Origin of the sequence: Streptomyces sp. NBC_01445, assembly GCF_035918235.1 — a bacterium.
Lineage (GTDB): Bacteria > Actinomycetota > Actinomycetes > Streptomycetales > Streptomycetaceae > Streptomyces.
The window spans coordinates 7,033,010-7,056,470 of the sequence record NZ_CP109485.1; the positions used below are offsets into that span (position 1 = coordinate 7,033,010).

General features: G+C 70.9%; 26 protein-coding genes. 12 read left to right on the forward strand and 14 right to left on the reverse strand.

The genetic code is table 11. The annotated features are described in order from the left end of the window. Positions 1-168: 168 nt before the first annotated feature. A complete protein-coding gene (locus tag OG574_RS32000; protein WP_326776041.1) occupies positions 169-492 on the forward strand; it encodes a nuclear transport factor 2 family protein in 324 nt (107 codons plus the stop codon). An 8-nt stretch (positions 493-500) separates the two neighbouring features. Here OG574_RS32000 and OG574_RS32005 read toward each other — a convergent pair whose 3' ends face one another. The 3 genes from OG574_RS32005 to OG574_RS32015 form a co-directional block, all read right to left on the reverse strand. Next, a complete protein-coding gene (locus tag OG574_RS32005) occupies positions 501-1,379 on the reverse strand; it encodes a PhzF family phenazine biosynthesis protein (protein WP_326776042.1) in 879 nt (292 codons plus the stop codon). Positions 1,380-1,499: 120 nt separating this feature from the next. Continuing rightward, positions 1,500-1,961, reverse strand: a complete 462-nt coding sequence (locus tag OG574_RS32010; RefSeq protein WP_326778697.1) for a lamin tail domain-containing protein — start codon at positions 1,959-1,961, stop codon at positions 1,500-1,502. Between the two features lie 105 nt (positions 1,962-2,066). Continuing rightward, complete coding sequence (locus OG574_RS32015) at positions 2,067-2,858, reverse strand: SDR family oxidoreductase (RefSeq protein WP_326776043.1); 792 nt, start codon at positions 2,856-2,858, stop codon at positions 2,067-2,069. 134 nt (positions 2,859-2,992) lie between these two features. On the opposite strand from OG574_RS32015, the gene OG574_RS32020 reads away from it, so the two are divergent. Continuing rightward, on the forward strand, positions 2,993-4,642 hold the full coding sequence (locus OG574_RS32020) for an alkaline phosphatase D family protein (protein WP_326776044.1): 1,650 nt from the start codon (positions 2,993-2,995) through the stop codon (positions 4,640-4,642). A 130-nt stretch (positions 4,643-4,772) separates the two neighbouring features. Here OG574_RS32020 and OG574_RS32025 read toward each other — a convergent pair whose 3' ends face one another. Then, a complete protein-coding gene (locus tag OG574_RS32025; RefSeq protein ID WP_326776045.1) occupies positions 4,773-5,771 on the reverse strand; it encodes a Gfo/Idh/MocA family protein in 999 nt (332 codons plus the stop codon). A gap of 124 nt (positions 5,772-5,895) precedes the next feature. Here OG574_RS32025 and OG574_RS32030 point away from each other — a divergent pair, with 124 nt between their 5' ends. From OG574_RS32030 to OG574_RS32040, 3 genes are read left to right on the forward strand one after another with little or no spacing between them, the layout of a single operon-like run. Next, positions 5,896-7,209: a multidrug effflux MFS transporter gene (locus tag OG574_RS32030; protein WP_326776046.1), complete on the forward strand. Its 1,314-nt coding sequence runs from the start codon at positions 5,896-5,898 to the stop codon at positions 7,207-7,209. Continuing rightward, on the forward strand, positions 7,143-8,333 hold the full coding sequence (locus tag OG574_RS32035) for a serine hydrolase domain-containing protein (protein ID WP_326776047.1): 1,191 nt from the start codon (positions 7,143-7,145) through the stop codon (positions 8,331-8,333). The genes OG574_RS32030 and OG574_RS32035 overlap by 67 nt, the downstream gene beginning before the upstream one ends. Before the next feature lie 31 nt (positions 8,334-8,364). Next, positions 8,365-9,381: a small ribosomal subunit Rsm22 family protein gene (locus OG574_RS32040; RefSeq protein WP_326776048.1), complete on the forward strand. Its 1,017-nt coding sequence runs from the start codon at positions 8,365-8,367 to the stop codon at positions 9,379-9,381. Between the two features lie 212 nt (positions 9,382-9,593). Here OG574_RS32040 and OG574_RS32045 read toward each other — a convergent pair whose 3' ends face one another. Continuing rightward, complete coding sequence (locus OG574_RS32045) at positions 9,594-9,776, reverse strand: DUF6243 family protein (RefSeq protein ID WP_326776049.1); 183 nt, start codon at positions 9,774-9,776, stop codon at positions 9,594-9,596. Positions 9,777-9,942: 166 nt separating this feature from the next. Here OG574_RS32045 and OG574_RS32050 point away from each other — a divergent pair, with 166 nt between their 5' ends. Next, a complete protein-coding gene (locus OG574_RS32050) occupies positions 9,943-10,569 on the forward strand; it encodes a TetR/AcrR family transcriptional regulator (protein ID WP_326776050.1) in 627 nt (208 codons plus the stop codon). Here OG574_RS32050 and OG574_RS32055 read toward each other — a convergent pair. Beyond that, positions 10,556-11,410, reverse strand: coding sequence for a glycerophosphodiester phosphodiesterase (locus tag OG574_RS32055; protein ID WP_398374341.1), 855 nt, complete (start codon positions 11,408-11,410; stop codon positions 10,556-10,558). The genes OG574_RS32050 and OG574_RS32055 overlap by 14 nt on opposite strands. Before the next feature lie 171 nt (positions 11,411-11,581). Here OG574_RS32055 and OG574_RS32060 point away from each other — a divergent pair, with 171 nt between their 5' ends. Continuing rightward, positions 11,582-12,307: a bifunctional DNA primase/polymerase gene (locus OG574_RS32060; protein WP_326778698.1), complete on the forward strand. Its 726-nt coding sequence runs from the start codon at positions 11,582-11,584 to the stop codon at positions 12,305-12,307. Positions 12,308-12,337: 30 nt separating this feature from the next. Here OG574_RS32060 and OG574_RS32065 read toward each other — a convergent pair whose 3' ends face one another. The 4 genes from OG574_RS32065 to efeO form a co-directional block, all read right to left on the reverse strand. Next, complete coding sequence (locus OG574_RS32065; protein ID WP_326776052.1) at positions 12,338-13,324, reverse strand: hypothetical protein; 987 nt, start codon at positions 13,322-13,324, stop codon at positions 12,338-12,340. A gap of 69 nt (positions 13,325-13,393) precedes the next feature. Then, on the reverse strand, positions 13,394-14,251 hold the full coding sequence (efeU, locus tag OG574_RS32070) for an iron uptake transporter permease EfeU (RefSeq protein WP_326776053.1): 858 nt from the start codon (positions 14,249-14,251) through the stop codon (positions 13,394-13,396). Between the two features lie 7 nt (positions 14,252-14,258). Beyond that, complete coding sequence (gene efeB / locus OG574_RS32075; RefSeq protein ID WP_326776054.1) at positions 14,259-15,542, reverse strand: iron uptake transporter deferrochelatase/peroxidase subunit; 1,284 nt, start codon at positions 15,540-15,542, stop codon at positions 14,259-14,261. 30 nt (positions 15,543-15,572) lie between these two features. Next, on the reverse strand, positions 15,573-16,730 hold the full coding sequence (gene efeO / locus OG574_RS32080) for an iron uptake system protein EfeO (RefSeq protein ID WP_100592050.1): 1,158 nt from the start codon (positions 16,728-16,730) through the stop codon (positions 15,573-15,575). 205 nt (positions 16,731-16,935) lie between these two features. On the opposite strand from efeO, the gene OG574_RS32085 reads away from it, so the two are divergent. Further along, the gene (locus OG574_RS32085) at positions 16,936-17,577 is read left to right on the forward strand and encodes a PhzF family phenazine biosynthesis protein (protein WP_326776055.1); all 642 of its coding nucleotides are present in this window, start codon (positions 16,936-16,938) and stop codon (positions 17,575-17,577) included. Here the strand turns inward: OG574_RS32085 and OG574_RS32090 are convergent, their stop codons facing one another. Further along, positions 17,578-18,228: a biliverdin-producing heme oxygenase gene (locus OG574_RS32090; RefSeq protein WP_326776056.1), complete on the reverse strand. Its 651-nt coding sequence runs from the start codon at positions 18,226-18,228 to the stop codon at positions 17,578-17,580. Positions 18,229-18,374: 146 nt separating this feature from the next. Beyond that, on the reverse strand, positions 18,375-19,232 hold the full coding sequence (gene map, locus OG574_RS32095; protein ID WP_326776057.1) for a type I methionyl aminopeptidase: 858 nt from the start codon (positions 19,230-19,232) through the stop codon (positions 18,375-18,377). 58 nt (positions 19,233-19,290) lie between these two features. Between map and OG574_RS32100 the strand changes: the two genes are divergently transcribed. Next, the gene (locus OG574_RS32100; protein ID WP_100592054.1) at positions 19,291-19,524 is read left to right on the forward strand and encodes a hypothetical protein; all 234 of its coding nucleotides are present in this window, start codon (positions 19,291-19,293) and stop codon (positions 19,522-19,524) included. A gap of 372 nt (positions 19,525-19,896) precedes the next feature. Here the strand turns inward: OG574_RS32100 and OG574_RS32105 are convergent, their stop codons facing one another. Further along, positions 19,897-20,499, reverse strand: coding sequence for a hypothetical protein (locus tag OG574_RS32105; protein WP_326776058.1), 603 nt, complete (start codon positions 20,497-20,499; stop codon positions 19,897-19,899). Between the two features lie 82 nt (positions 20,500-20,581). On the opposite strand from OG574_RS32105, the gene OG574_RS32110 reads away from it, so the two are divergent. The 3 genes from OG574_RS32110 (at position 20,582) to OG574_RS32120 (ending at position 22,664) form a co-directional block, all read left to right on the forward strand. After that, a complete protein-coding gene (locus OG574_RS32110) occupies positions 20,582-21,664 on the forward strand; it encodes a sialidase family protein (protein WP_326778699.1) in 1,083 nt (360 codons plus the stop codon). 9 nt (positions 21,665-21,673) lie between these two features. Next, positions 21,674-22,378, forward strand: a complete 705-nt coding sequence (gene npdG / locus OG574_RS32115; protein WP_326776059.1) for an NADPH-dependent F420 reductase — start codon at positions 21,674-21,676, stop codon at positions 22,376-22,378. A gap of 88 nt (positions 22,379-22,466) precedes the next feature. Beyond that, entirely contained in the window at positions 22,467-22,664 is a 198-nt protein-coding gene (locus OG574_RS32120; protein ID WP_326776060.1) for a hypothetical protein, read from the forward strand. Here the strand turns inward: OG574_RS32120 and OG574_RS32125 are convergent. Beyond that, a complete protein-coding gene (locus OG574_RS32125; protein WP_326776061.1) occupies positions 22,654-23,454 on the reverse strand; it encodes a site-2 protease family protein in 801 nt (266 codons plus the stop codon). The two genes, OG574_RS32120 and OG574_RS32125, sit on opposite strands and share 11 nt — an antisense overlap. Positions 23,455-23,461 lie beyond the last annotated feature (7 nt).

A 23,461-nucleotide genomic window follows, 5' to 3' on the forward strand; every position in this document is an offset into this window, starting at 1 on the left:
CCCGGTCCCGGCACGCGGTGCGCGGGCCCGTTCGGGTGGCGTGTCCCGGGCCGCGGTGTGAGTCTGGGCCGGGGGCCCGGGCCCCGCGCGGCCGGGGTCCCGAACCGGCGACGAACGACCGGAAGGTCCGGCACCGTAGCGCCGGAAGGAGAGGCAGGAGACGGCGTCATGGCCATCCAGACAACGAAGCTCAGCGACCCGGCCGTCCGGGCCTTCGTCACCGCGGTGAACTCCCACGACCGGGAGGCCTTCCGGGCCGCACTCGCGCCCGGCGCGACGATGTCCGACGACGGGTCCGACCGGGACATCGACGAGTGGACCGGCCGCGAGATCTTCGAATCCAACGGGCACATGGAGATCGAGAAGGAGTCCTCGGGCGGCCTCGCCCTCACGGCCCTCTACCGCAACGACGCCTGGGGCGAGATGCGGACGAAGTGGCAGTTCGTCGTGGCGGGCGGCAAGGTGACCCGCTTCGAGACCGGCCAGGCGTAATTCCCCGGTCAGCCGGTGATCCGTACCGCCGCGCCGCTCACCCGGACTCGCGGGTCGCCCTCGCGCAGTGTCACCGTCAGCTCGCCCGGGCGGCCCATGTCCTCACCCTGGTGGAGGGTGAGGACCGCCTCGGAGGGGACGAGTCCGAGTGCGCGCGCGTACGCGCCGAACGCGGCCGCGGCGGCCCCCGTCGCCGGGTCCTCCACGACACCGCCGACCGGGAACGGGTCGCGGGCGTGGAAGACGAACTCCGAGGCGCGCCACACCAGTTGGACCGTGGTGAGATCGATGCGGTGCATCAGGGCCTCGAGGCGCGCGAAGTCGTAGGCGAGGTCCGCGAGCCGCGCGCGGGTCGCGGCCGCGAGGACGAGGTGGCGGTTGCCCGCGTACGCGATGCGCGGCGGGAACGCCGGGTCGAGGTCGGCGGCGGGCCAGCCGAGAGCGGCGAGAGCCTCGGCCAGGTCGTCGGGCGCCACGTCGGTGAGGTGCGGCTCGACGCTGGTGAGCGTCGCGCGCGGGGTGCCGTCGGCGCCCTGAGTGACCGTCACCGGCACCTCGCCGGCCTGCGTGGCGAAGAGGTAGTCGCCGGGCCCGTGGATCTCGCCGAGTGCCACGCCCGTCGCCACGGTGGCGTGCCCGCAGAACGGGACCTCGGCCTTGGGGCTGAAGTAGCGCACGGCGTACGAGCGCTGCGCGCCGCCGGGTTCCGGGGCGCCGTCGGGCGCCGGCATCAGGAACGCCGTCTCGCTGTAACCGAGCCGGGCCGCGATCGCGAGCATCTGCTCGTCGTCGAGCGCACGTGCGTCGAGCACGACCCCGGCGGGGTTGCCGCCCTCGGGGTCCGTGGTGAAGGCGGTGTATCGCAGCACGTCGGCGTTGGTGTCCATGACGGGGGAGCGTAGCGCGGGCAGCCGCGGCGCGGCCCGGGTTCGCCTGCGGTCCCGTCGACAGGTCCCCCCTGCCTCCGGGCCGCGGAACGGCTGCCCGCCTTCCCCCTCGGAAATGGCTCAGTGGCAGCTGATCCCGCCGGGCCCGTCGCCCCACGAGCAGGAGTCGAGCTGGGAGCCGTTCGGCTTGATGAGGCGGGCCTTGTCGCCGGTGTTGTTCCAGACGTACGAGCCCCGGCCCCAGTAGCGCACGCCGGAGGCGTCGGTGCCCTTGCCGGTGCGGACCTTGACGGTCTTGCCGGCGCCGATGTTGTAGCTGCCGAAGGTGTACGTGTAGCCGGTGTTGTCCTTCAGCTTGTAGCCCTTGAGCTGGATCGCGGAGCGGGTGTTGTTGTGGATGTTCACCCACTCCGCGTTCAGCGAGGAGTTCGACCGGTTGTCGCTGCCCGGGCTGTCGTACTGGATGTAGCCCAGGTGCAGACCGCCCTGGTGGGCGGCCGCGGAGGCGGGGGACGCGGCGAGCAGGGAGACCGACAGGACGCCGGCTGCCAGGGCGGCGGAGGCCGTGGAACGTATGCGCAAAGTGTGCTCCGAATGTGAAGTTCTCATGGAGAGATGCTGAGCATACGGGCCGCGCTGCCCTGAATTAGGCCGGTAGGTCCCATTCCGTTTGTGGAGATTAATCTCTCAACCGCGCCCGATGTACGGCATGTTGGTCGCCAGGACCGTCGCGAACTGCACGTTCGCCTCCAGAGGCAGCTCGGCCATGTGCCGCACCGTGCGCGCCACGTCCGCGACATCCATCACCGGCTCCGGCGCCAGTGTTCCGTTCGCCTGGAGGGTCCCGGCCTGCATGCGCTCCGTCATGTCGGTCGCCGCGTTGCCGATGTCGATCTGGCCGCACGCGATCCGGTACGGACGCCCGTCCAGGGACAGCGACTTCGTCAGCCCGGTCAGCGCGTGCTTCGTCGTCGTGTACGCGGTCGAGCGCGGCCGCGGCGTGTGCGCCGAGATCGAGCCGTTGTTGATGATCCGGCCGCCCTGCGGGTCCTGCTCCTTCATCTGCCGGAACGCCGCCTGCGCGCACAGGAACGCGCCGTTGAGGTTCGTGTCGACGACGTGGCGCCAGGCGTCGTACTCCAGGTCCTCGACCGGGACCGCGGGCCCGAACGTGCCCGCGTTGTTGAAGAGCAGGTCGAGGTGGCCGAACCGGTCGCGTACGGCGGTGAAGAGCGCGGCCACGTCGTCGGGGCTGGAGACGTCGGTCCGTACGGAGAGCGACCTGGCCGCGGCCTCGGGGGCGAGGGCCGCCGTCGCGTCCAGGGTCTCGGTGCGGCGGCCCGCGAGCGCCACCTGCCAGCCCGCGCGGAGCAGTTCGACGGCGACGGCCCGGCCGATGCCGGAGCCCGCGCCGGTCACGACGGCGGTGGGTACGGCGGTCGGTTCGTGCGGTTCCGGGGCGTTGTTCTGAGCGTTCATGGCCCCGGAGCGTACGGCAGGAGGGGTCATACGGAGATCACTCATCCGCCATGTGGCGGCCGTGCGCATGACAGGTCACGGTCGTCCCCCGGCACTCCAATTTCCTCTGACAACAACCGTCAGGGGAGGGTCACATGACAACCGAAGGACGCCATCCGAGCCGGCACTCGGCCGAACTGCGCGCCGCGGCGGGCCACTTGGGCCGCCGCCGCTTTCTCACCGTCACGGGCGCCGCCGCCGCGCTCGCCTTCGCCACGAACCTGCCGGCCGCGGGCACCGCGAGCGCCGCCGAGTTCGACGCGCGGAAGATCACCGCCGACCCGTTCACGCTCGGTGTGGCGTCCGGCGACCCGCTGCCCGGCTCCGTCCTGCTGTGGACGCGCCTGGCCCCGTCCCCGTACGAGGCGGACAGCGGGCTGCCCGCCGAGCGGATAGCCGTCCAGTGGGAGCTCGCGCACGACGAGCGCTTCCGGCGCGTCGTCAGACGCGGCACGGCCACCGCGCACCCCGAGTTCAACCACTCCGTCCACGTCGAGGTCGAACACCTCGCGCCGGGCAGCGTCTACTACTACCGCTTCCGCACCGGCAAGTGGGTCAGCGGCACCGGCCGGACGCGCACGGCGCCCTCCGCCCACGCCCGCACCTCGGCCCTCACCCTCGCCGCGGTCTCCTGCCAGGCCTATCACGACGGCTACTTCACGGCCTACAAGCACCTCGCCGACGACGCCTCCGTCGACGTCGTCTTCCACCTCGGCGACTACCTCTACGAGTACGCCGTGAACTCCGCCGGCGGCGCCCGCGCCTACACGGGCGGCGACGTGCTGCCCGCCCACTTCAACCGCGAGACCGTGACGCTGGAGGACTACCGGCTGCGGTACGCGCTCTACAAGTCCGACCCGGACCTGCGGGCCGCGCACGCCGCGCACCCCTTCGTCGTCACCTGGGACGACCACGAGACCGAGAACAACTACGCGGACGACATCGACGAACAGGACGGCCCGCCCGCCGAGTTCCTGCTCCGCCGCGCCTCCGCGTACCGCGCCTACTGGGAGAACCAGCCCCTGCGCCGCCCGCAGCTCCCGCAGGGCCCCGACGCCCAGATGTACCGGCGCCTGATCTGGGGCAAGCTGGCCCAGTTCGACATTCTCGACACCCGCCAGTACCGCTCCAACCAGGCGTACGGCGACGGGTCCCACGTCCCCGGTCCCGAGTCGGACGACCCGGCGCGCACCATCACCGGCGCCACACAGGAGCGGTGGCTCATCGACGGCTGGCGCCGCTCGAACGCCCTGTGGAACGTCGTCCCGCAGCAGGTCACCTTCTCGCAGCGCAAGCTCGACCTGAACGCGGCCGCGAAGGTGTCCATGGACGCCTGGGACGGCTACCGCGCCTCGCGCCAGCGGGTCCTCGCCGGGGCCAGGGCGGCCCGCGTCGACAACCTGATGGTGCTCACCGGCGACGTGCACGTCGGCTACGCCTTCGACATCAAGGACAACTTCGACGACCCGTCGTCGAAGACCCTCGGCACGGAGATCGTCGCCACGTCCGTCAGCAGCGGCAAGGACGGCGCGGACAAGCCGGCGAACTGGGGCACGTACACCCAGGCCAACCCGCACCTGAAGTTCTACAACGGACGCCGCGGCTACGTGACGGTCGCGCTCGGCGAGCACGAGGCCCGCGCCGACTTCAAGACGGTCCCGGCGGTGACGACGCCGGGAGCCCCGATCACCACGGCGGCGTCGTTCGTGACCAAGGTGGGCGACCAGGGTTTGCGCCCGGCATAACAACCCACACCGGCCAACCCGCGCCCCCGAGTCATTCTCAGGGGCGCGGGCAGCTGCTTTCAGGGGCGCGGGGAACTGCGCGACAAGCCCCCACCAGCCCCCACCGGCCCGTCACCCGCCGACGAAACCGTCACCGCTCCGACGGATACCGCACCCCCACGACGGAGCGCACGGCATCGAGCGTTCGCATCACCGCCAAAGAACCCGAAAGCGGCACAAGCGGCGACTCCGTATCCCCGGCCCGCAGCCGGTGCATCACCTCACCCGCCTCATGCCGGAGGCTGTCGCGAGGCCCGTCCCCCGCCTCCGCCGTGAACTCCTGCGGCTCCCGCCCGTCGCGGTGCAGCACGAACCGGTCCGGGTAGAAGAAGCCGTGCGGAATGTCGATACGGCCCTTGGACCCAGTGATCGATGCGGTGACCGGAGTACCCGCGTCGATCGAGCAGTTGAGCAGCGCGTGAGCACCGCTCTCCCACGAGAGCAGCATCCCCGTACGGAGATCGACGCCCTCGTCCGAGAGCGCCGCTCTCGCAGTGACCTCCGACGGCTCACCGAGGATCAGGTGAGCGAAAGACACCGGGTACACGCCGAGATCGAGCAGCGCGCCCCCGCCCTGCGCCGGATCACGCAGCCGGTGCGCGGGAGGGAAGGGCCCAGCCAGCCCGAAGTCGGCCTGCACCGTGCGGACTTCACCGACCGCACCGTCGTCGACCAGCGCCTTCAGCTTCCTGATCAGCGGATGGCAGTACATCCACATGGCCTCCATCAGGAAGAGGCCGCGGCTGCGGGCGAGCGTCACCAGCTCCTCCGCCTCGCGCGAGTTCAGCGTGAACGCCTTCTCGCACAGGACCGCCCGTCCCGCCTCCAGGCACAGCCCGGCGGCCGCGCGGTGCGCCGAGTGCGGGGTCGCGACGTACACGACATCCACGTCCTCGTCCTCGGCGAGCGAGGACCAGTCCCCGTACGCCCGCGGGATCCCGAACCGCTCGGCGAACGCCTTCGCCGAGGCGTCGGAGCGGGACGCCACGGCGACGACCTCCGCGTCCGGCATGTCGAGAAGGTTCGCCGTGAAGGACGCGGCGATGCCCCCGGTCGCCAGGACGCCCCACCGCACACGCTCACGTTCCACCACTGAAGGCCCCCTGCCAGGTTCCGGCCACTGCCCATGCCGGCACGTCACGAAATGTGGTCTCAACCAATGCACCTGAGCTGAGAGCATAGGTAATCGAATGAACGACCGGGAGGGGAACCGCATGCCGGACCACGGCCGCCAGCACGCGTCCGCGCGCGAAGCGCAGCGCATACCCGAGGCACCTCCCGTCGTGGGGCCCACGCTCGTCGCCCGCCGCCGCACCGGCTTCCTGGTCACCCTCGTACTCGGCGGCCTCACCGCCGTACCGCCGCTGTCCATGGACATGTACCTCCCGGCACTGCCGGAGGTCACCGGCGCGCTGCACACCTCGGCCGCCACCGCCCAGCTCACCCTCACCGCCTGCCTCACCGGCATGGCGCTCGGGCAGCTCGCGGTCGGCCCGATGAGCGACAAATGGGGCCGCAGGCGCCCCCTCCTCATCGGCCTCCTTGTCTACATCGCCGCCACCGCGGTCTGCGCCCTCGCCCCCACGGCCCCGCTCCTCATCGGCTTCCGCCTGGTGCAGGGCCTCGCCGGGGCCGCCGGCATCGTGATCGCCCGGGCGATCGTGCGCGACCTGTACGACGGCGTCGAGATGGCGCGCTTCTTCTCCACCCTCATGCTGATCTCCGGCGTCGCCCCGATCGTCGCGCCCCTCATCGGCGGCCAGGTTCTGCGGATCACGGACTGGCGCGGCATCTTCGTCGTCCTCACCGCCGTCGGCATCGCGCTGACCGCCCTCGTCTGGAAGGGCCTGCCCGAGACGCTCGCCCCCGAACGGCGGCACAGCGGCGGCACGGCCGAGGCGCTGCGCACCATGCGGGGCCTCCTCGCCGACCGCGTCTTCACCGGCTACATGATCGCGGGCGGCTTCGCCTTCGCCGCCCTCTTCGCCTACATCAGCGCATCGCCGTTCGTGGTCCAGGAGATCTACGGCGCCTCGCCCCAGACCTTCAGCCTCCTGTTCGGCATCAACTCCGTCGGCCTGATCGCCGTGGGCCAGATCAACGGCAAGCTCCTCGTCGGCCGCGTCAGCCTCGACAAGGCGCTCGCCGTCGGCCTCTGCGTCATCACGCTCGCCTCCGCCGCGCTCCTGCTCATGGCGACCGGCGTCTTCGGCGACGTGGGACTCGTACCGATCGCGGCGGGACTGTTCGTCCTCATGTCCGCGATGGGCCTCGCCATGCCCAACACCAACGCCCTCGCCCTGATGCGCACCCCGCACGCCGCGGGCTCCGCCTCCGCGCTCCTCGGCACCTCCTCCTTCCTGGTCGGCGCCATCGCCTCACCGCTCGTGGGCATCGCCGGCGAGGGCACCGCCGTCCCGATGGCCGTCGTCCAGCTGGCCTGCGCCCTGGCGGCCGTCGCATGCTTCTTGGGACTGTGCCGCCCCTGGCAGCGCGGGACCGGGCCGACGCGGGAGGCGGAGCACTGAGTACCCCAAGACTGCGACCCGGCACCCCCGAACGCGCCGGGCTCGACCCCGACGGGCTGCGCCGCCTCGTCCAGGACGTGCGCGAACTGCCCCGCGGGGCGCGCCCCTGGTGCGCGGGCGCCGTCGTCCTCGCGGGCCGCGGCCCGGTCGTCGCCGCGCACGAGGCGGCGGGCTGGGCGACGCGGTACCTCGCCTACGACGAGACGGCCGACCGGGGCGTCGAGCTCCCGCCCGCGTCGCGCGTCCCCATGCGCCCCGACACGGCCTTCGACCTCGCCTCCCTCACCAAGCTCTTCACCACCGTCGCCGCCGTGCAGCAGCTGGAGCGCGGCACCCTCGGCATCGACGCGCGGGTGGGCGCCTACGTCCCCGAGTTCACCGCCGCCGCCGAGCACGACGTCACGATCCGCCAGCTCCTCACCCACACCTCGGGCCTGCGCCCCGAACTCCCGCTCTACGACTGCCCGGACGACGCGGCGCGCCTGACGGCCCTGCGCACCGAGGCCCCGTCGTCCGCGCCCGGCGCCTTCCTCTACTCCGACCTCAACATGCTGCTGCTCCAGCAGGTCCTGGAGCGCATCGCGCAGCGCCCCCTCGACGTCCTCGTGCGCGACGGCATCACCCGGCCCCTCGGCATGACGGCGACGGGCTTCGGCCCGCACCCCGGCGCCGCCGCCACCGAGGACCAGCGCCGCCCCTGGGCCAAGGCCGACCGGGGCCTCGTGCGCGGCATCGTCCACGACGAGAACGCCTGGGCGCTGGGCGGCGTCGCCGGTCACGCGGGCCTCTTCTCCACGGCGTACGACCTCGCGGTCCTGTGCCGCACTCTGCTCAACGGCGGCTCGTACGGCACCGCCCGCATCCTCGGCCCCGACTACGTCGAGCTGATGCTGACGGCGCCCGGCCTCGGCTTCCAGCTGGACCAGCCCTGGTTCATGGGCGAGCTCGCGGGCCGCGGCGCGGCCGGACACTGCGGCTTCACCGGCACGTCGCTCGTCCTCGACCGCGCCACGGACACGTTCCTGATCCTCCTCGCGAACACGGTCCACCCGCGCCGCAGGCCCCCGCAGAACGGCCCGCGCGCCTCGGCGGCGACGCGTCTCGCGCGGGCCGTGGGCGCGTAGGCGGCCCCCGCCGCGACCGTAGAATCACGGGGTGAACGCCCCCCTGACCCCTTACTCGCCCGCCTCCCCGGCCGACACCCTGCGCGCGGCCCTCGCGGGCCTGCTCGACGGGCTGCCGCCCACGCAGGCGGCGCGCGCCGTCGAACGGCTGATCGCGAGCTACCGGGGGAGCACCCCGACGGACGCGCCGATCCTGCGGGACCGCGCCGACGTCGCCGCCTACGCCGCGTACCGGATGCCGGCCACCTTCGAGGCGGTCCGCTCGGCGCTCGGCGCGCTCGCCGACGCGGCGCCCGAGGGCTGGGCGCCCGGGAGCCAGGTCGACGTGGGCGGCGGGACGGGCGCCGCGGTCTGGGCCGTCGCCGACACCTGGGCCGGCGAGCGCCCGGTCACCGTCCTCGACTGGGCCGAGCCCGCGCTCGCCCTCGGACGTGAACTGGCCGGTTCCTGCGACCGGTTGGCGTCCGCGCGGTGGCAGCGCTCCCGTATTGGAGCGGCGCTCACCATCGAGAGCGCCGATCTCGTGACGGTCTCGTACGTCCTCAAGGAACTGACCGAGGACGACCGCCGCTCCGTGGTCGACGCCGCGGCCGCCGCCGCGAGCCCCGACGGGGCCGTGGTCGTCGTCGAGCCCGGCACCCCCGACGGCTACGAGCGGATCATCGAGGCACGCCGGCGCCTGATCGACGCCGGATTCCACGTCGCCGCGCCCTGCCCCCACAGCGCGGCCTGCCCCATCGAGCCCGGCACCGACTGGTGCCACTTCTCGGCCCGGGTCAGCCGGTCGTCGCTGCACCGCCAGGTCAAGGGCGGATCGCTCGCGTACGAGGACGAGAAGTTCAGCTACGTGGCCGCGACCCGTTTCGCCCCCGAGCGCCCCGCGGCCCGGATCACCCGCCGCCCCCAGATCCGCAAGGGCCAGGTACTCCTGGACCTGTGCGAGGCGGAGGGCGCGCTGGGCCGCGAAACGGTGACGAAGCGGCACGGGCCGCTGTACCGGGCGGCCCGGGACGCCGACTGGGGCGACGCCTGGCCTCCGGCCCCGTAGGGGTGCCGCTTGGTGTTCGGGGTGGGCCGCGGGTAGTCGTGGGCTGCTCGCGCAGTTCCCGGCGCCCCTGACGCGCCCACGGTCCCCTAGGGGCGCGGGGACCTGCGCGAGCAGCCACAGATACCCCGCACCCGGCAGACAGGATCAGGCCCCGAGCTCCTGGCCGCGAAGCTCCGACGTGCAGCACTTGACGCTGCCGCCCCCGCACGCCGTCACGACGCCTCGCGGGCGGCGCGTTCCTCCCGCAGCCTGCGCAGCAACTCCCGCTTCTGTGCTTGCGGGTCGAGCCCGCCGCCGACCCGGCCGTCGCGGCCGCCGCCGCGCAGGGTCTTGCGGGAGAGGTTGCTGCGGGTGCCGCCGACGCCCAGCATGTTCCCGGATCCACCTCGGCTCATCGTGGTCTCCCTTCGATCTTCGATCGGCGCTGTCCCGGGCGGGAGTCGAACCGCCCGGAGCGAGACGGTGCGTCTCGCCAACGATGTCCACTGTCGGCGAGACGGATCGTCTTGTCAAGAGAGTTGAGACGGTACGTCTCGCCTCGCCCGCTGGTACATTCGGGCCATGGCCCAGAAGACCGCTCCCGACTCCAACCGCCGCAGCGAACGCTCACGCCGCGCGATCTACGACGCCGCCCTCGCACTCGTCGCCGAGATCGGCTATCCCAAGACGACCATCGAGGGCATCGCCGCCCGCGCGGGCGTCGGCAAGCAGACGATCTACCGCTGGTGGTCCTCCAAGGCGGAGGTCCTCATGGAGGCCTTCATCGACCTCGGCGTCCAGGCGGCGGAGGCGGCCGGAGCGGGCGACTGGGCGGAGGCGGACGGCATCCCCGACACCGGCGACATCGAGACCGACCTCAAGGTGGTCCTGCGCGCCACCGTCGACGAGCTGCTCGACCCCCGCTACGACGCCCCGGCCCGCGCCCTCGCCGCCGAGGGCGTCGCCAACCCGGCCTTCGGCGAGGAGTTCGTCGGCCGTCTCCTGCTGCCCTCGCTGGAGCTGTACGTGCGCCGCCTGCGCGCCGCCCAGGACGCCGGCCAGATCCGCGCCGACGTGGACCCGTACATCGCCCGTGACCTGTTCTCCGCGCCACTTGCCCAGCGCTGGCTCCAGGGCACGGGCCCCCTGAACCACGCCTACGCCGACGCCCTCGTCGAGTACGCCCTCTACGGGCTCAGCCCCCGCTGACCCGCGCCCGCACGGCCGACGGGGTGCGGGCCAGCAGGCCCGGCGCGTCCGAGATCACGCCGTTGCAGCCGAGCCGCAGCACGCGGTCCCGCTGGCGCGGCGAGTCCACCGTGTGGGCCCACACCCGCGGGATCCCGGACCGCACGGCCCGTACGAGATCGGCGTCGCGCGCCTTGTAGTCCACGTCGAGCAGGTCGACGAACCGGGCCCAGCGCGCCGGGCGGTCCGTGCGCATCTGGACCTCCGAGCGCCACAGCTGCGACGTGAGGCCCAAGTCGTGGGCGCGCAGGGCGACGGCCGGGTCGTTGGAGTTCACGAACACCGACCGGGTGAGGCCCCGGCGCCGGATCATCGCGGCGATCCCGTCCAAACTCCGCGGGTCCTTCGCCTCCAGCATCAGCACGGTGCGGCCGCCGAGACGGTCGAGCACCTCGGCGACCGTAGGCAGCGGCTCCGCGCGCCAGTGGCCCGGCAGCGAGGCCCTCGGACGCATCCGCACGCGCGCCCACTGCCGGGCGTCGATCCCGTTCACCGGGCCCGACGTGTACGTCGTGCGGTCCAGGGTCGGGTCGTGCATGACCACGATCGTGCCGTCGCGAAGCATCCGGGTGTCGAAGTCGAGTACCTGCGCGGTGCCGCGCTCGAAGGCGGCCGTCAGGCCCGACATGCTGTTCTCCGGGACTTCCAGGGCGCCGCCGCGGTGTGCCGTGTAGACGATGCGGGGAAGGCTGTCGACGGTCAGGGGGCCGGCGCCCCACTCGACGGGGGAGAGGGCCAGCGGGGCGAGAACCAGGAGCCCGCCGAGGCCCGTCAGCGCAGTCCGTGTGACCATGCCGACCACGGTAGGCAGGCAAATCCGCGTAAAGCCGGTAATGACACCCGATTATCTTCCGCGCCTCGTATCGCTCGGGATCGCCGCGGGTACCCCGGATGTGGACTGTGGCCACCCGCGGCGCAGGATGGTGCGACCATGGGACATGCTTCTCGGTACTACGGCGAGGTGAGGGGATTGATGGGCGCGGAGTACGGCCGCCGGTCCGGCGGACAGGGCAGGATCTCCCAGTGGCTGCGCGCCAGGCGCCCCAAGGAGGCCGAGGGCGACGACGGCCGCGAGGCCCTTCTCCTGGCCGCCGCGGACGCGGGACTGCCGCTCGCACCCGCCGCCTACCCGACCGACTACCGGTGTTCGTGCAGCCGCATCGGCTGTCCCACGCCCGGCAGGCACCCCGTCTCGTTCGCCTGGCAGACGCAGTCCACGACGGACCGCGGCCAGATCGAGCGCTGGGCCCGGCATCAGCCGCAGGCTAACTTCATCACCGCGACCGGCATGGTCCACGACGTCCTCGACGTCCCGCTCGAGGCCGGCCAGGAGGCCCTCGCACGCCTCCTCGCGGCCGGTATCGACGTGGGCCCCGTCGCCGAGTCCGGCGGCGACCGCATGCTCTTCTTCACCGCCACCCGCGGCACCCCCGAGGACGAGGACGAGTGGTGGCCCTGCGAGCTGGACTGCCACCCCGAGACGATGGACGAGCACCCCGGCCTGCGCTGGCACTGCCGCGGCTCGTACGTGCCCGTGCCGCCCGCCCGGCTCCCCGGTGACCTGACCGTCGACTGGCTGCGCGGCCTCGAACACCCGCTGCCGGACCCGCTCACCCTGCTCGAAGCCCTCACCGACGCCTGCGCACGCTATGTGGGCGAGGAAAGGGACTTCACGGCAGCCTGGCCCTCACGCGGCTGACGCGCGAGGGCCGGCGGCTCACGCAGAGCGTCAGCTGCCCTTGGCGCCCGTAAGTCCCTCGAGCCGCGTCAGTATCTCGACGTCGCCGCCCTTGGCCGGGTCGACGGCGACCTGGTTCGAGATGCGCTCCAGCGTCAGCGACTGCTTGACGTCGCCCGTCATGAGCGCCTTCACGTTCTCGTTGTCGACCGTGATGCTCAGGCCCTTGGACGCCGTCTGCTTCTCGTAGTGGTGCGTCGCGAAGAACACCAGCGCCCCGCCGTCCGCGGTCCGCAGACCCAACGGCGTGTAGTCGCCCGACGTCATCGGCTCGTCGACGTACTGCCGGGCGAGACCCGGGCGGCTCGCGTTCTTCTCCCGCGTGGTCCGCCACTGCGACGTGTGCCGGCCCGGCGCGAAACCGTCCCCGCCGTCCTTCAGATACGTCGCGTACTTGCGGCTCATCTCCTGCGGCGCCACCGCGAGCCCCGCGGCGTCCGCCGTCACGGGCTGCGCCCAGCCGTCCTTGTCCTTCTTGAACTCGGGGACGTCACCGGGCGACATGAGCGTCAGATACGACACCTGCCACGGCCGGTTCACATCGTCGCGGGTGAAGACCAGCATCCACCGGAAGTCGCCGCCCCGGTTGGCCGTGGTGTTCGCGACGAACCAGCGGGGCCAGCCCGCCTTCTTGGGGATGGTGAACTCGGCGTCCGACAGCGCCAGATCCGAGTGGTTCGGGTTGCCGTCGGGGTGATTGACGTGCCCGGCCTTCAGCTTGGCCGCGTCGATCGCGCCGAGCGCGCCCGTCACATGGTCCTCGTCGAGGGACCCGTCGTACGCCTTGTCGGCCTTGTTGTACGCGGCGGTGAAATCCTTCAGGGCGCGGGCGGCCTCGGCCTTGGTGGCCGCCGGGACGACCTCCCGCTCCCCGTGCACCGTCACACACCCGCTCGCCGTGACCGCCACGGCGGTCGCGAGGGCCACCGCCGTCACCGGCTTCCTGAGACCACGAGGCCTGCGGAGGAGCTTGCTCATCGGTTCTCTTCACCTTCCCCTTCCCGGGCCCGAACCCTATCGGGGAGGAGAGCGGCGCGAGCGTCCGGATCAGGCTTTGGCGGACTCGGCAGGCGTCTGCGCCTCGGGCTTCGGCTTCCTGGACAGGAAACCGGACGGCGCGAAGAACACCGTGAGCGTCACGGCCAAGTACAGCAGCCAGACGACGACTTGGAGGACCGTCGGATCGGGCTGGAAGTTGAACACGCCCTTGAGGAGCGTGCCGTACCAGCTGTCCGGCGGAATCGTCCCGCTGATGTCGAACGCCTTGCTGGACAGACCGCCCAGGAACTGCGCCTCCTGAAGGTCGTGCACGCCGTACGCGAGGACGCCCGCCGCCACGATCACCAGCATGCCGCCGGTCCACGTGAAGAACTTGGCCAGGTTGATCCGCAGGGCGCCCCGGTAGAACAGCCAGCCGAGGACGACAGCCGTCAGCAGGCCCAGCAGGACGCCGATGAGCGGCCCGTGCGTGCCGTCGTTGGACGCACGTACCGAAGCCCACACGAACAGGGCGGTCTCAAGCCCCTCACGGCCGACCGCGAGGAACGCCGTCGCCACCAGCGCAGCCGTACCCATCTGCAGCGCGGCGTCCAGCTTGCCGTGCAGCTCGGCCTTCAGATGCCGCGCGGTGCGCCGCATCCAGAAGACCATCCACGTCACCAGGCCCACGGCGACGATCGACAACGAACCGCCGAGCGCCTCCTGCGCCTCGAACGTCAGCTCCTGGGAGCCGAAGGTCAGCGCGAAGCCGAAGCCGAGCGCCACGGCGACGGCGATGGCGATGCCGATCCAGATGGGACGCAGCGCGTCACGCCGGTCCGTCTTGACCAGATACGCGATGAGAATGCAGACGACGAGACTCGCTTCGAGCCCTTCGCGCAGACCGATCAGATAGTTGCCGAACATCGTGTCCTCATGCCTCCTTGGAGAACAGCGCCCGGCCCCACCAGTCGCCCGAGTCCCGGACGCCCGGCGGGACGGCGAAGACGGCCGAACCCACGTGCTGGATGTACTCGTTGAGCGCGTCACTGCGCGACAGGTTCCGCTGCACGCGGATGAACCCCTTGCGCACGTCCTTCTGGTAGGCCAGGAAGAACAGGCCGGCCTCCAGACGGCCGAGACCGTCCGTGCCGTCGGTGAAGGAGTAGCCGCGGCGCAGGATGGTCGCCCCCGCGTTGGAGTCGGGGTGCGCGAGCCGCACGTGCGCGTCCGGCTTCATCGCCTTCAGGAACGGCTCGTCGCGCTCCTTGGCCTTGCCGACCGGGGCGCCCTCGCCCTTGTCGCGGCCGAAGACGTCCTCCTGCTCCTGGAGAGACGTACGGTCCCAGGTCTCGATGTTCATGCGGATGCGCCGGGCGACGAGGTACGAACCCCCGGTCATCCAGGCCGAGTCGGCGTCCGTGTCCTTGGCGCCGACCCACACGTGCTCGTCCAGGCGGGCGGTCTCGGTGCCGGCGATGTTGCGGGTGCCGTCCTTGAAGCCCATCAGGTTGCGCGGGGTCTGCGCGTCCGGGGTCGTCGACGAGGTCTTGCCGAAGCCGAGCTGGGACCAGCGGATGGCGACCTTGCCGAAGCCGATCCTGGCGAGATTGCGGATGGCGTGCACGGCGATCTGCGGATCGTCGGCGCAGGCCTGAATGCACAGGTCGCCGTCGCTGCGGGCCTTGTCGAGATTGTCGCCGGGGAACTTCGGCAGGTCGACGAGGGCCTCGGGCCGCCGGTCCGTGAGCCCGAACTTCTCGAACAGGGACGGGCCGAAGCCGATCGTGAGGGTGAGCCGGGACGGCTTGAGGCCGAGCGCCTCGCCGGTGTCGTCCGGCGGCGCTTCGGGCAGCCCGCCGTACGCGCCCTCGCCGACCGCGTGCCCCTCCGTCATGCGGGACGCGGCCTTCGTCCAGTCCTTCAGGAGCTGCACGAACTCGTCGCGGTCGTCGGTCTTCACGTCGAACGACGCGAAGTGCAGACGGTCCTGGACGGCGGTGGCGATTCCGGCCTGGTGCGCGCCGTGGAACGACACGGCGCCGCCCGAGTCGGCGACCGGCTGCGGATCGTCACCGGTCCGCGTCACGGCGACGGCGCCCCCCGCGGCGGCGGCGCCGAGCGCGAGCCCGGCACCGCCCACCGCGAGCAGCGAACGACGCGACGGTGTGGGGGAGTTGTTCGATCCGACCGAGACATCGGCGGTGGTGTCCGTCATCCCTGACCCCTTACCTGCGTACCCGGAGGGCTACTTGACGACGACGGCGGCGGCGAGCTTGGACAGCGGCTCCGCGAGCGCGTTCACCGCGTCCGAGAGCTCCTTGCGGTCCGCCTTGCCGACCTTGTCGTAGGAGGTGAACTCGTAGGAGGTCTTGTCCTTGCGGTACTTGTCGAGCAGCGTGTCCAGGGCGGCGAACTGCTTGTCGAGCTCCTTCGTCAGCGCGGCGTCGTTCTCCGCGGCGACGGGCTTGAGCAGGTCGTACGCCTTCTCGGCACCCTCGACGTTGGCCTTGAAGTCGACGAGGTCGGTGTGCGAGTAGCGCTCCTCCTCGCCCGTGACCTTGCCGGTGGCGACCTCGTCGAGGAGCTCCTTGGCGCCGTTGGCCATGGAGGTCGGCGTGATGTCCGCCTTGCCGACGCGGGTCTGCCAGTCCTTGAGGTCCTTGTCGAGCTGCGTCGCCAGCTCCTTCTCCCGCGAGCCGATCTTCTTGTCCTGCCACAGCGCCTTCTCCAGGCGGTGCCAGCCGGTCCAGTCCGTCTTCGGGTCCTGCCCCTCCTCCAGGCCGTCCGCGCGGACATCGACCTTCGGGTCGATGTCACCGAAGGACTCGGCGACGGGCTCGGTGCGCTCCCAGCCGATACGGGACGGGGCGTACGCGGCCTGCGCGGCCTTCAGGTCACCCTTGCGCACGGCGTCCGTGAACGTCGTGACCTTGGGCAGCGTCTCGTCGGCCTGCTCCTGCGCGTACGTCCGGTAGGCGGCGACGGCCTTGTCCAGACGGGCGTCACGCTTGACGGCCTTGCCGCCGGTGACGGTCACCTTCTGCCGGATGCCGTCGCCCTTCATGCCGGGCTTGCAGGCGATCTCGTACGTGCCGGCCTTCACCTCGGCGGTGAGCTTCTGCTTGGTTCCGGGGCCGATGTTCTCGCGCTCGCTGACGATCCGGTCGTCCGGGAACAGGACGTAGACCTCGGTGACCTTGGAGCCCTTGTTCTCTATGGAGAGCTCGACATGGCCGGCCGGGAACTCCGTCTTGGAGACGTCGCACTTGTCGTCCGTGGCGGTGACCTCGACGACGCGGTCGCCACCGGACTTGGCGTCGCTCTTCTGGGTGCAGCCCGTGACGGCGGCCAGGGTCGCCGCAGTGGCGGCGGCGGTGACAACAGTGAGTCGGACGGCTCGCATGCGGGCTCCAAGACGTGAGGCACGGTGAGTGAGGCGGACCTAACTTAACCGAGGCTTACCTCAGTGCTACCCAGGGGTCCAGTGATTCAGCTCTCACGAAATGACGCCGATCGCGCCCCGGATACGAGCGACCCATGGACGACCCGTAAAACGGCAAACGAAAGGCAAAAACCCGCCACCCCCCACCGAATGATTGACTGTCCCGGTGACGGACTACGACGTGCTCCGAGTCTTCTGCGGCCCTCATGGCGACCACGGCAATGAGCTGGGAGTCGTACGCGAGGGAAGCGACGTCCCCGACGAGGACGAGCGACAGGCCCTGGCGGCGAAGCTGGGCTTCAGCGAGACGGTGTTCGTGGACGACCCCGAGCGCGGCGTCATCGACATCTACACACCGACCATGCGCCTTCCCTTCGCCGGACACCCCTGCGTCGGCACGGCCTGGCTCCTGGACGTACCCGAACTGGTCACGCCCGCAGGCGTGGTGGGCACGCGGCTGGACGGCGAGTTCACCTGGATCGAGGCGCGGCCGGAGTGGGCGCCGCCCCGGACACTGCGCGAGTACGCCTCGGCGTCAGAGGTGGAGGAACTCCAAGTCCCCCCGCCGGGCGAGTGGATCTATGCCTGGGCGTGGGAGGACGCGGCGGCAGGAAAGGTGAGGGCCCGAGCGTTCCCGGGAAGGGGCGACGGCATCGACGAGGACGAGGCGACGGGGGCAGCGGCACTACTGCTCACGGCGCAACTGCACAGAGCCCTGAACATCACGCAGGGCAAAGGCTCTCAAATCCTCACGGCTCCCCAGCCCGAAGGCCTGATCGAGGTAGGCGGCAGAGTCCGCCTCACCTGATCAAGCGGCGCTGCTGAATTCCTCGCCAAGAGCCTTGAAGACGGCGGTGTTGAGAGCGAACGCCCGCTTGCACTCGGCCACGATGCGCTGCTTCTCCAGCTCGTCAACGCGAACACCGTCCAGCAGGGCGCGATAACTACGCTTGAAGGCAGCAGGGTTCGGGACCTGCTCAAACACATAGAACCGCACGCCATCACCCTTGCGGGCGAAGCCCCAGTTCTTCTCGGCCTTGTCGCGGATGATCTGTCCGCCGGACAGATCCCCCAGGTACCGGGTGTAGTGATGGGCGACGTAGCCCCCCGGCCACTCCCGAGCGCACTCGGCAACGCGTGAGGCGTAGGCCTGAGTGGCCGGCAGCGCGGAAACGCCGTCGCGCCAGCCGTCCCCCCGCAGATGGGCCAGATCCCGCTCGATGGCAGAGACCCGGAACAACTCGGCCTGTATGAAAGGCCCGGCAACGGCGGACTCCTCCAGTCGCCCCGCGGCCCCCTCCAACGCTCGGTAGACGAACCACAGTTGCTCGGTGTACCGGGCGTAGGCGTCGACGCCGAGGGCTCCGCCGAGAAGGTCGCTCATGAACGTGGTGCTCTCGGCCTCTGTGTGCTGCTCGTGCGAGGCGGTGCGGATCAGGGTGGAGAACGGCGTATCCATGAGGCCTCCAGATCGCTAAACTTAGGCTTGCCTAACTTATCAGGTTCCCGACGTCCTGTCGGTAAAACGCTACCCCGATCAGCCACCAGGGCAACGCAAAAGGCCCGCCCCACCAACGGGACGGGCCTGCGGACGAATCCACGACGTCAGGGCAGAGTAAGAATCTCCGCACCGGTTTCGGTCACGACAAGGGTGTGCTCGAACTGAGCGGTCCGCTTGCGGTCCTTGGTCACAACGGTCCACCCGTCGTCCCACATGTCGTACTCATGGGTGCCGAGCGTGAGCATGGGCTCGATGGTGAAGGTCATCCCGGGCTGGATGACGGTGGTGGCGTGCGGGCTGTCGTAGTGCGGAATGATCAGGCCGGAGTGGAACGACGAGTTGATCCCGTGCCCGGTGAAGTCCCGCACGACGCCATAACCGAAGCGCTTGGCGTACGACTCGATGACGCGGCCGATGATGTTGATCTGACGCCCGGGCCGGACGGCCTTGATGGCGCGGTTGAGGGACTCACGGGTCCGCTCGACAAGAAGCCGGGACTCCTCGTCGACATCACCGACCAGGTAGGTGGCGTTGTTGTCGCCGTGAACACCGCCGATGTAGGCGGTCACGTCGAGGTTGACGATGTCGCCGTCCTTCAGGACGGTGGAATCGGGGATCCCGTGGCAGATGACCTCGTTGACGGAGGTGCACAGCGACTTCGGGAAGTTGCGGTAGCCGAGGGTCGACGGGTACGCGCCGTGGTCGACCATGTACTCGTGCGCGATGCGGTCGAGTTCGTCCGTGGTCACGCCGGGCGCGATGGCCTTGGCGGCCTCCTCCATGGCCCGCGCGGCGATCCGGCCGGCGAGGCGCATGGCCTCGACCGTCTCCGGGGTCTGGACCTCAGGCCCCTTGTACGGCGTCGGCGCGGGCTTGCCCACGTACTCGGGACGCCGGATGTTTCCGGGTACGGAACGAGTGGGAGAGAGCTCCCCTGGTACGAGCAGCGACTGGCCAGACATGCCAGCGAGTGTATCGAGCGGCTGTGGGGGACCATGGTCATGGCGAGAGGAGCCGAAGATGGCCCTGTTCAAGAGGCGGACCGTCGGGAAGCCCGGCGAGTGGTACTACTGCCTGGAGCATCAGAAGGTCGAGGAGGGGCCCGACTGCCCCAACAAGGACCGTTTCGGCCCGTACGCGTCGCGCACCGAGGCGGAACACGCGATGGAGACGGCGCGTGAACGAAACCTCGAATGGGAGACGGACCCCAAGTGGCACGACGCCACGGCCAAGGACGAGGACGACAAGACCTGACGCCCATCGCCGCGTAGGAGACGGGGCGAAGTAGTCCCACCGGCGCTCAGCCGCGTACGAGACAGGGCCGGAGACAGCGAAGTCCCACCGGCCGTGAGACGCCGACGAAACGGGAGGGGACGTGGGGGCATGTGCGCGCGCAGCCACCAGCACCACGTACAGGCAATCAGCTAGCTGACGTGCACCCATAGAACAGCGAGCACGTACATGCCCCCGCGGCCCCGCACCCAAAAACGCACCTGACGAGCCCGAACCGACCCCGCACCCGAAATCGCACCGACCCCGCACCCGAAAACGCACCGGCCGAAGACAGTCGGCACCCGCCGGCGCACCAGCACCCATCGCCCACCCATCAACCGCAAACCCCCACCCCTACCACCCCGCAGGCGGCGGCGAGGTCAGATGGTCCGCAAGACGGGACAGCCGATCACGGAAGCGCCGACGAGGCCCCCGGGCCGGGCCGCCGACGGGATTCTCGCCCGCGGCCGCGCTGACCAGGTGCTGCGCCGTATCGAGGTCGAGATCGGGCCCGGGCGTGAGCGCCTCGTGGGCCATGGCGTGCAGATCACGGTCGCCCGAGTCGATGGCCAGAACCGTGGCCCCCGCCCGCCGAGCGTCATGCACCCGCTCCAGCAACTCCTCACCCGGCGCCCCAGGCGCCACAACGAGCAGAGTCTCGCCCCGCCGGGCCGCCTCGATGCGCCCGAGCCCCACCGCAAGATGGGCCGGATCCCCGACCCCCGCCCGGTGCCGCACGAGCGTGGGCGACAGCTCGGGCATCCCGGACCAGGCGGCCTCGTCCACAAGATGCGCCGCGAGATGCCACGGCTCGTACTCGGGCGTGCCGACGAGAAGCAGCCCGCCCCCATGCGGCACGACGGAGGCCCGCAGCGCGCCCGCGAAGCGGCGCGCGGCGCCCAGCCACTCGGTTCCGGCGAGTACTTCCCGCAGCAGTGCGACCCGTACGGCGTCCATGCCTGCGCATACTGCCTCAACAGTGAACTCGTCAGGCCGAGTTCACCGGGAATTCCCTCGGGGTGGGGAGGGATGGGGGGTGCTGACTGAGACGTCTGTTCCCTTCCGCGCGGGGCGCGAGGGATACGCGAGCTTCCGGATCCCCGCAGCTGTCACGACACGCTCCGGCGTGCTGCTCGCGTTCTGCGAGGGGCGAGTGGGATCGAGGGAGGACTACGGGAACATCGACGTGGTCCTGAAGAGATCCACGGACGGCGGCCGGACCTGGGACCCGCTCCAGGTGGTGGCGGCGAACGGCAACGACCTGGCGGGAAACCCGGCGCCGGTGGTCCTGGACACGGGACGGGTCCTGATCGTCCACGTAAGGAACGCGGCAGGGGCAACAGAAACGGCGATCAGACGGGGCGAGGTCGAGCCCGAGGACGGACGCCGAGTCTGGGTGCAGCACAGCGACGACGAGGGCCTGACCTGGTCGGCGCCCAGGGAGATCACAGCACAGGCAAAGAACAAGAACTGGCGCTGGTACGCCACAGGCCCGGGCCACGCGATCCAGACACACAGCGGACGAGTGGTGGTACCGGCCAACCACTCCCTCCCGCCCGCCGGAGGCGACACCGGCACGGAGGGAAAGTACGACGGAGGCCACTGCCTGCTGAGCGACGACAGGGGCAGGACCTGGCGGCTCGGTTACGTGGACGACCACCCGGACGGCTATGTGAATGTGAACGAGACGACCGCGGTCGAACTGCCGGACGGGCGGCTGTACTTCAACGCCCGCAACGACTCGCCCGCGCCGGGCACAAGGGCGGACGCGACGTCGGAGGACGGCGGCGAGAGCCTGGTCAAGGCATTCCGCCCGCAGGCGGGCCTGGTGGGCCCGGTGGTGGAGGGGAGCCTGCTGAGGCTGGGGGAGGTGCTGCTGTTCGCAGGTCCGGCGGACCCTGGGTTCAGGGCGCTGATGAGCGTGCGGGCGAGCGAGGACGAGGGTGTGACATGGAGGGTGGCCCACAGGGTGGACGGCCTGCCTGCGGCCTACTCCGACCTGGTGCAGCTCGACCCCGAGGCGGTCGGGCTGCTGTACGAGACGGGAGACTTCAGCGCGTACGAGACGATCACGTTCAGGCGGATCCCGGTCGCCGCGCTGCTGGGCCGTACGCCTGAGTAAGGTCACCGTATGACCTCTACGGACAGTGTGCAGAAGGCCCCCGCGAAGGACCCCTGGGACCTCCCCGACGTATCGGGGCTGGTGGTAGGCGTGCTGGGAGGCACGGGCGACCAGGGCCGCGGGCTCGCCTACCGGCTGGCGAGGGCCGGCCAGAAGGTGATCATCGGATCCCGCGCGGCGGAGCGCGCGCAGGCGGCAGCGGATGAGCTGGGCCTGGGCGTCGAGGGCGCGGACAACGCGGAGTGTGCGCGCCGCAGCGACATCGTGATCGTGGCGGTGCCGTGGGAGGGCCACGGCAAGACGCTGGAATCGCTGCGCGAGGACCTCGCGGGCAAGCTCGTGGTCGACTGCGTCAACCCGCTGGGCTTCGACAAGAAGGGCGCGTACGCGCTGAAGCCGGAGGAGGGCAGCGCGGCGGAGCAGGCCGCGGCGCTGCTGCCGGACTCGCGGGTGACGGCGGCGTTCCACCACCTGTCGGCCGTGCTCCTCCAGGACGAGGCGATCGACGAGATCGACACGGACGTGATGGTGCTGGGCGAGGAGCGGGCGGACACGGAGATCGTCCAGGCGCTGGCGGGCCGCATTCCGGGCATGCGGGGAGTCTTCGCGGGCCGGCTGCGCAACGCGCACCAGGTGGAGTCGCTGGTCGCGAACCTGATCTCGGTGAACCGCCGCTACAAGGCACATGCGGGCCTGCGGGTCACCGACGTCTGACCGGCGCGCGTCACCGCGGTGCGGCCGCGGAAGGGCATGGGGGACACTGGTCGGCGTACAACTCTCCGTCCGACAGGAGCCGACCCCCATGCCCCGCCTCGCTCTGTACGCCCTAGTCGTCTGCGTCCTCTCGACGGCCGCAGCCGTGGTCGCCTTCGTGCAGGGCAGCCTGCTCGGCATCGTCTGGGTCCTGCTCGCGGGCCTCACCTCGAACATGGCCTGGTACTACGCGCGCCGGGCCAAGGCCGAGAAGAAGGCGAACGCGGCGGTCGCGCCTACTGCGTGACGATGGGGATCTCAGGGGTGCCCTGCCAGAAGCGGTAGAACTCCTGACCCCAGTAGGTGTCCCACTCGGTGACACCCAGGGAGCGCAGAATCGCGTCGATGGCGTCGAAGAACACGTGGTTCACCTCCGGGATCCACAGGATGCCGAACACGGCGAGCAGCCCGAACGGAGCGAACGGCTCCACCTGCCGCCGGAAGCTCTGGGACAGCCACGGCTCGATGACGCCGTAGCCGTCCAGGCCCGGGATCGGCAGGAAGTTCAGGATCGCCGCGGTCACCTGGAGCAGGGCCAGGAAGCCGAGCGCGTAGCGGAATGTGTCCGGCACCCCGTTCAGCGCGTCCAGCCAGAACGGCGCCGTGCACACGACGGCGAACAGGACGTTGGTCAGCGGGCCCGCCGCCGAGATGAGGCTGTGCCGCCAGCGGCCCCGGATCCGGCCCCGCTCGATGAAGACGGCGCCGCCGGGCAGACCGATCCCGCCCATGATCACAAAGATGACGGGCAGCACGATGCTGAGCAGGGCGTGCGTGTACTTCAGCGGGTTCAGGGTCAGATAGCCCTTCGCGCCGATGGAGATGTCGCCGCTGTGCAGGGCCGTGCGGGCGTGGGCGTACTCGTGCAGACAGAGCGAGACGATCCAGGCGCCCGTCACGAACAGGAAGACGGCGATGCCGGGCTGCGCGGCGAAGTCCGTCCACACCGCCCAGCCGGCGACGGCGGTGACGGCGGCGATACCGAGGAAGACGGGGCTGATCCTGCGATCGCTGCGACGGGTGGCGGCGGTGGTCATGGAGGAG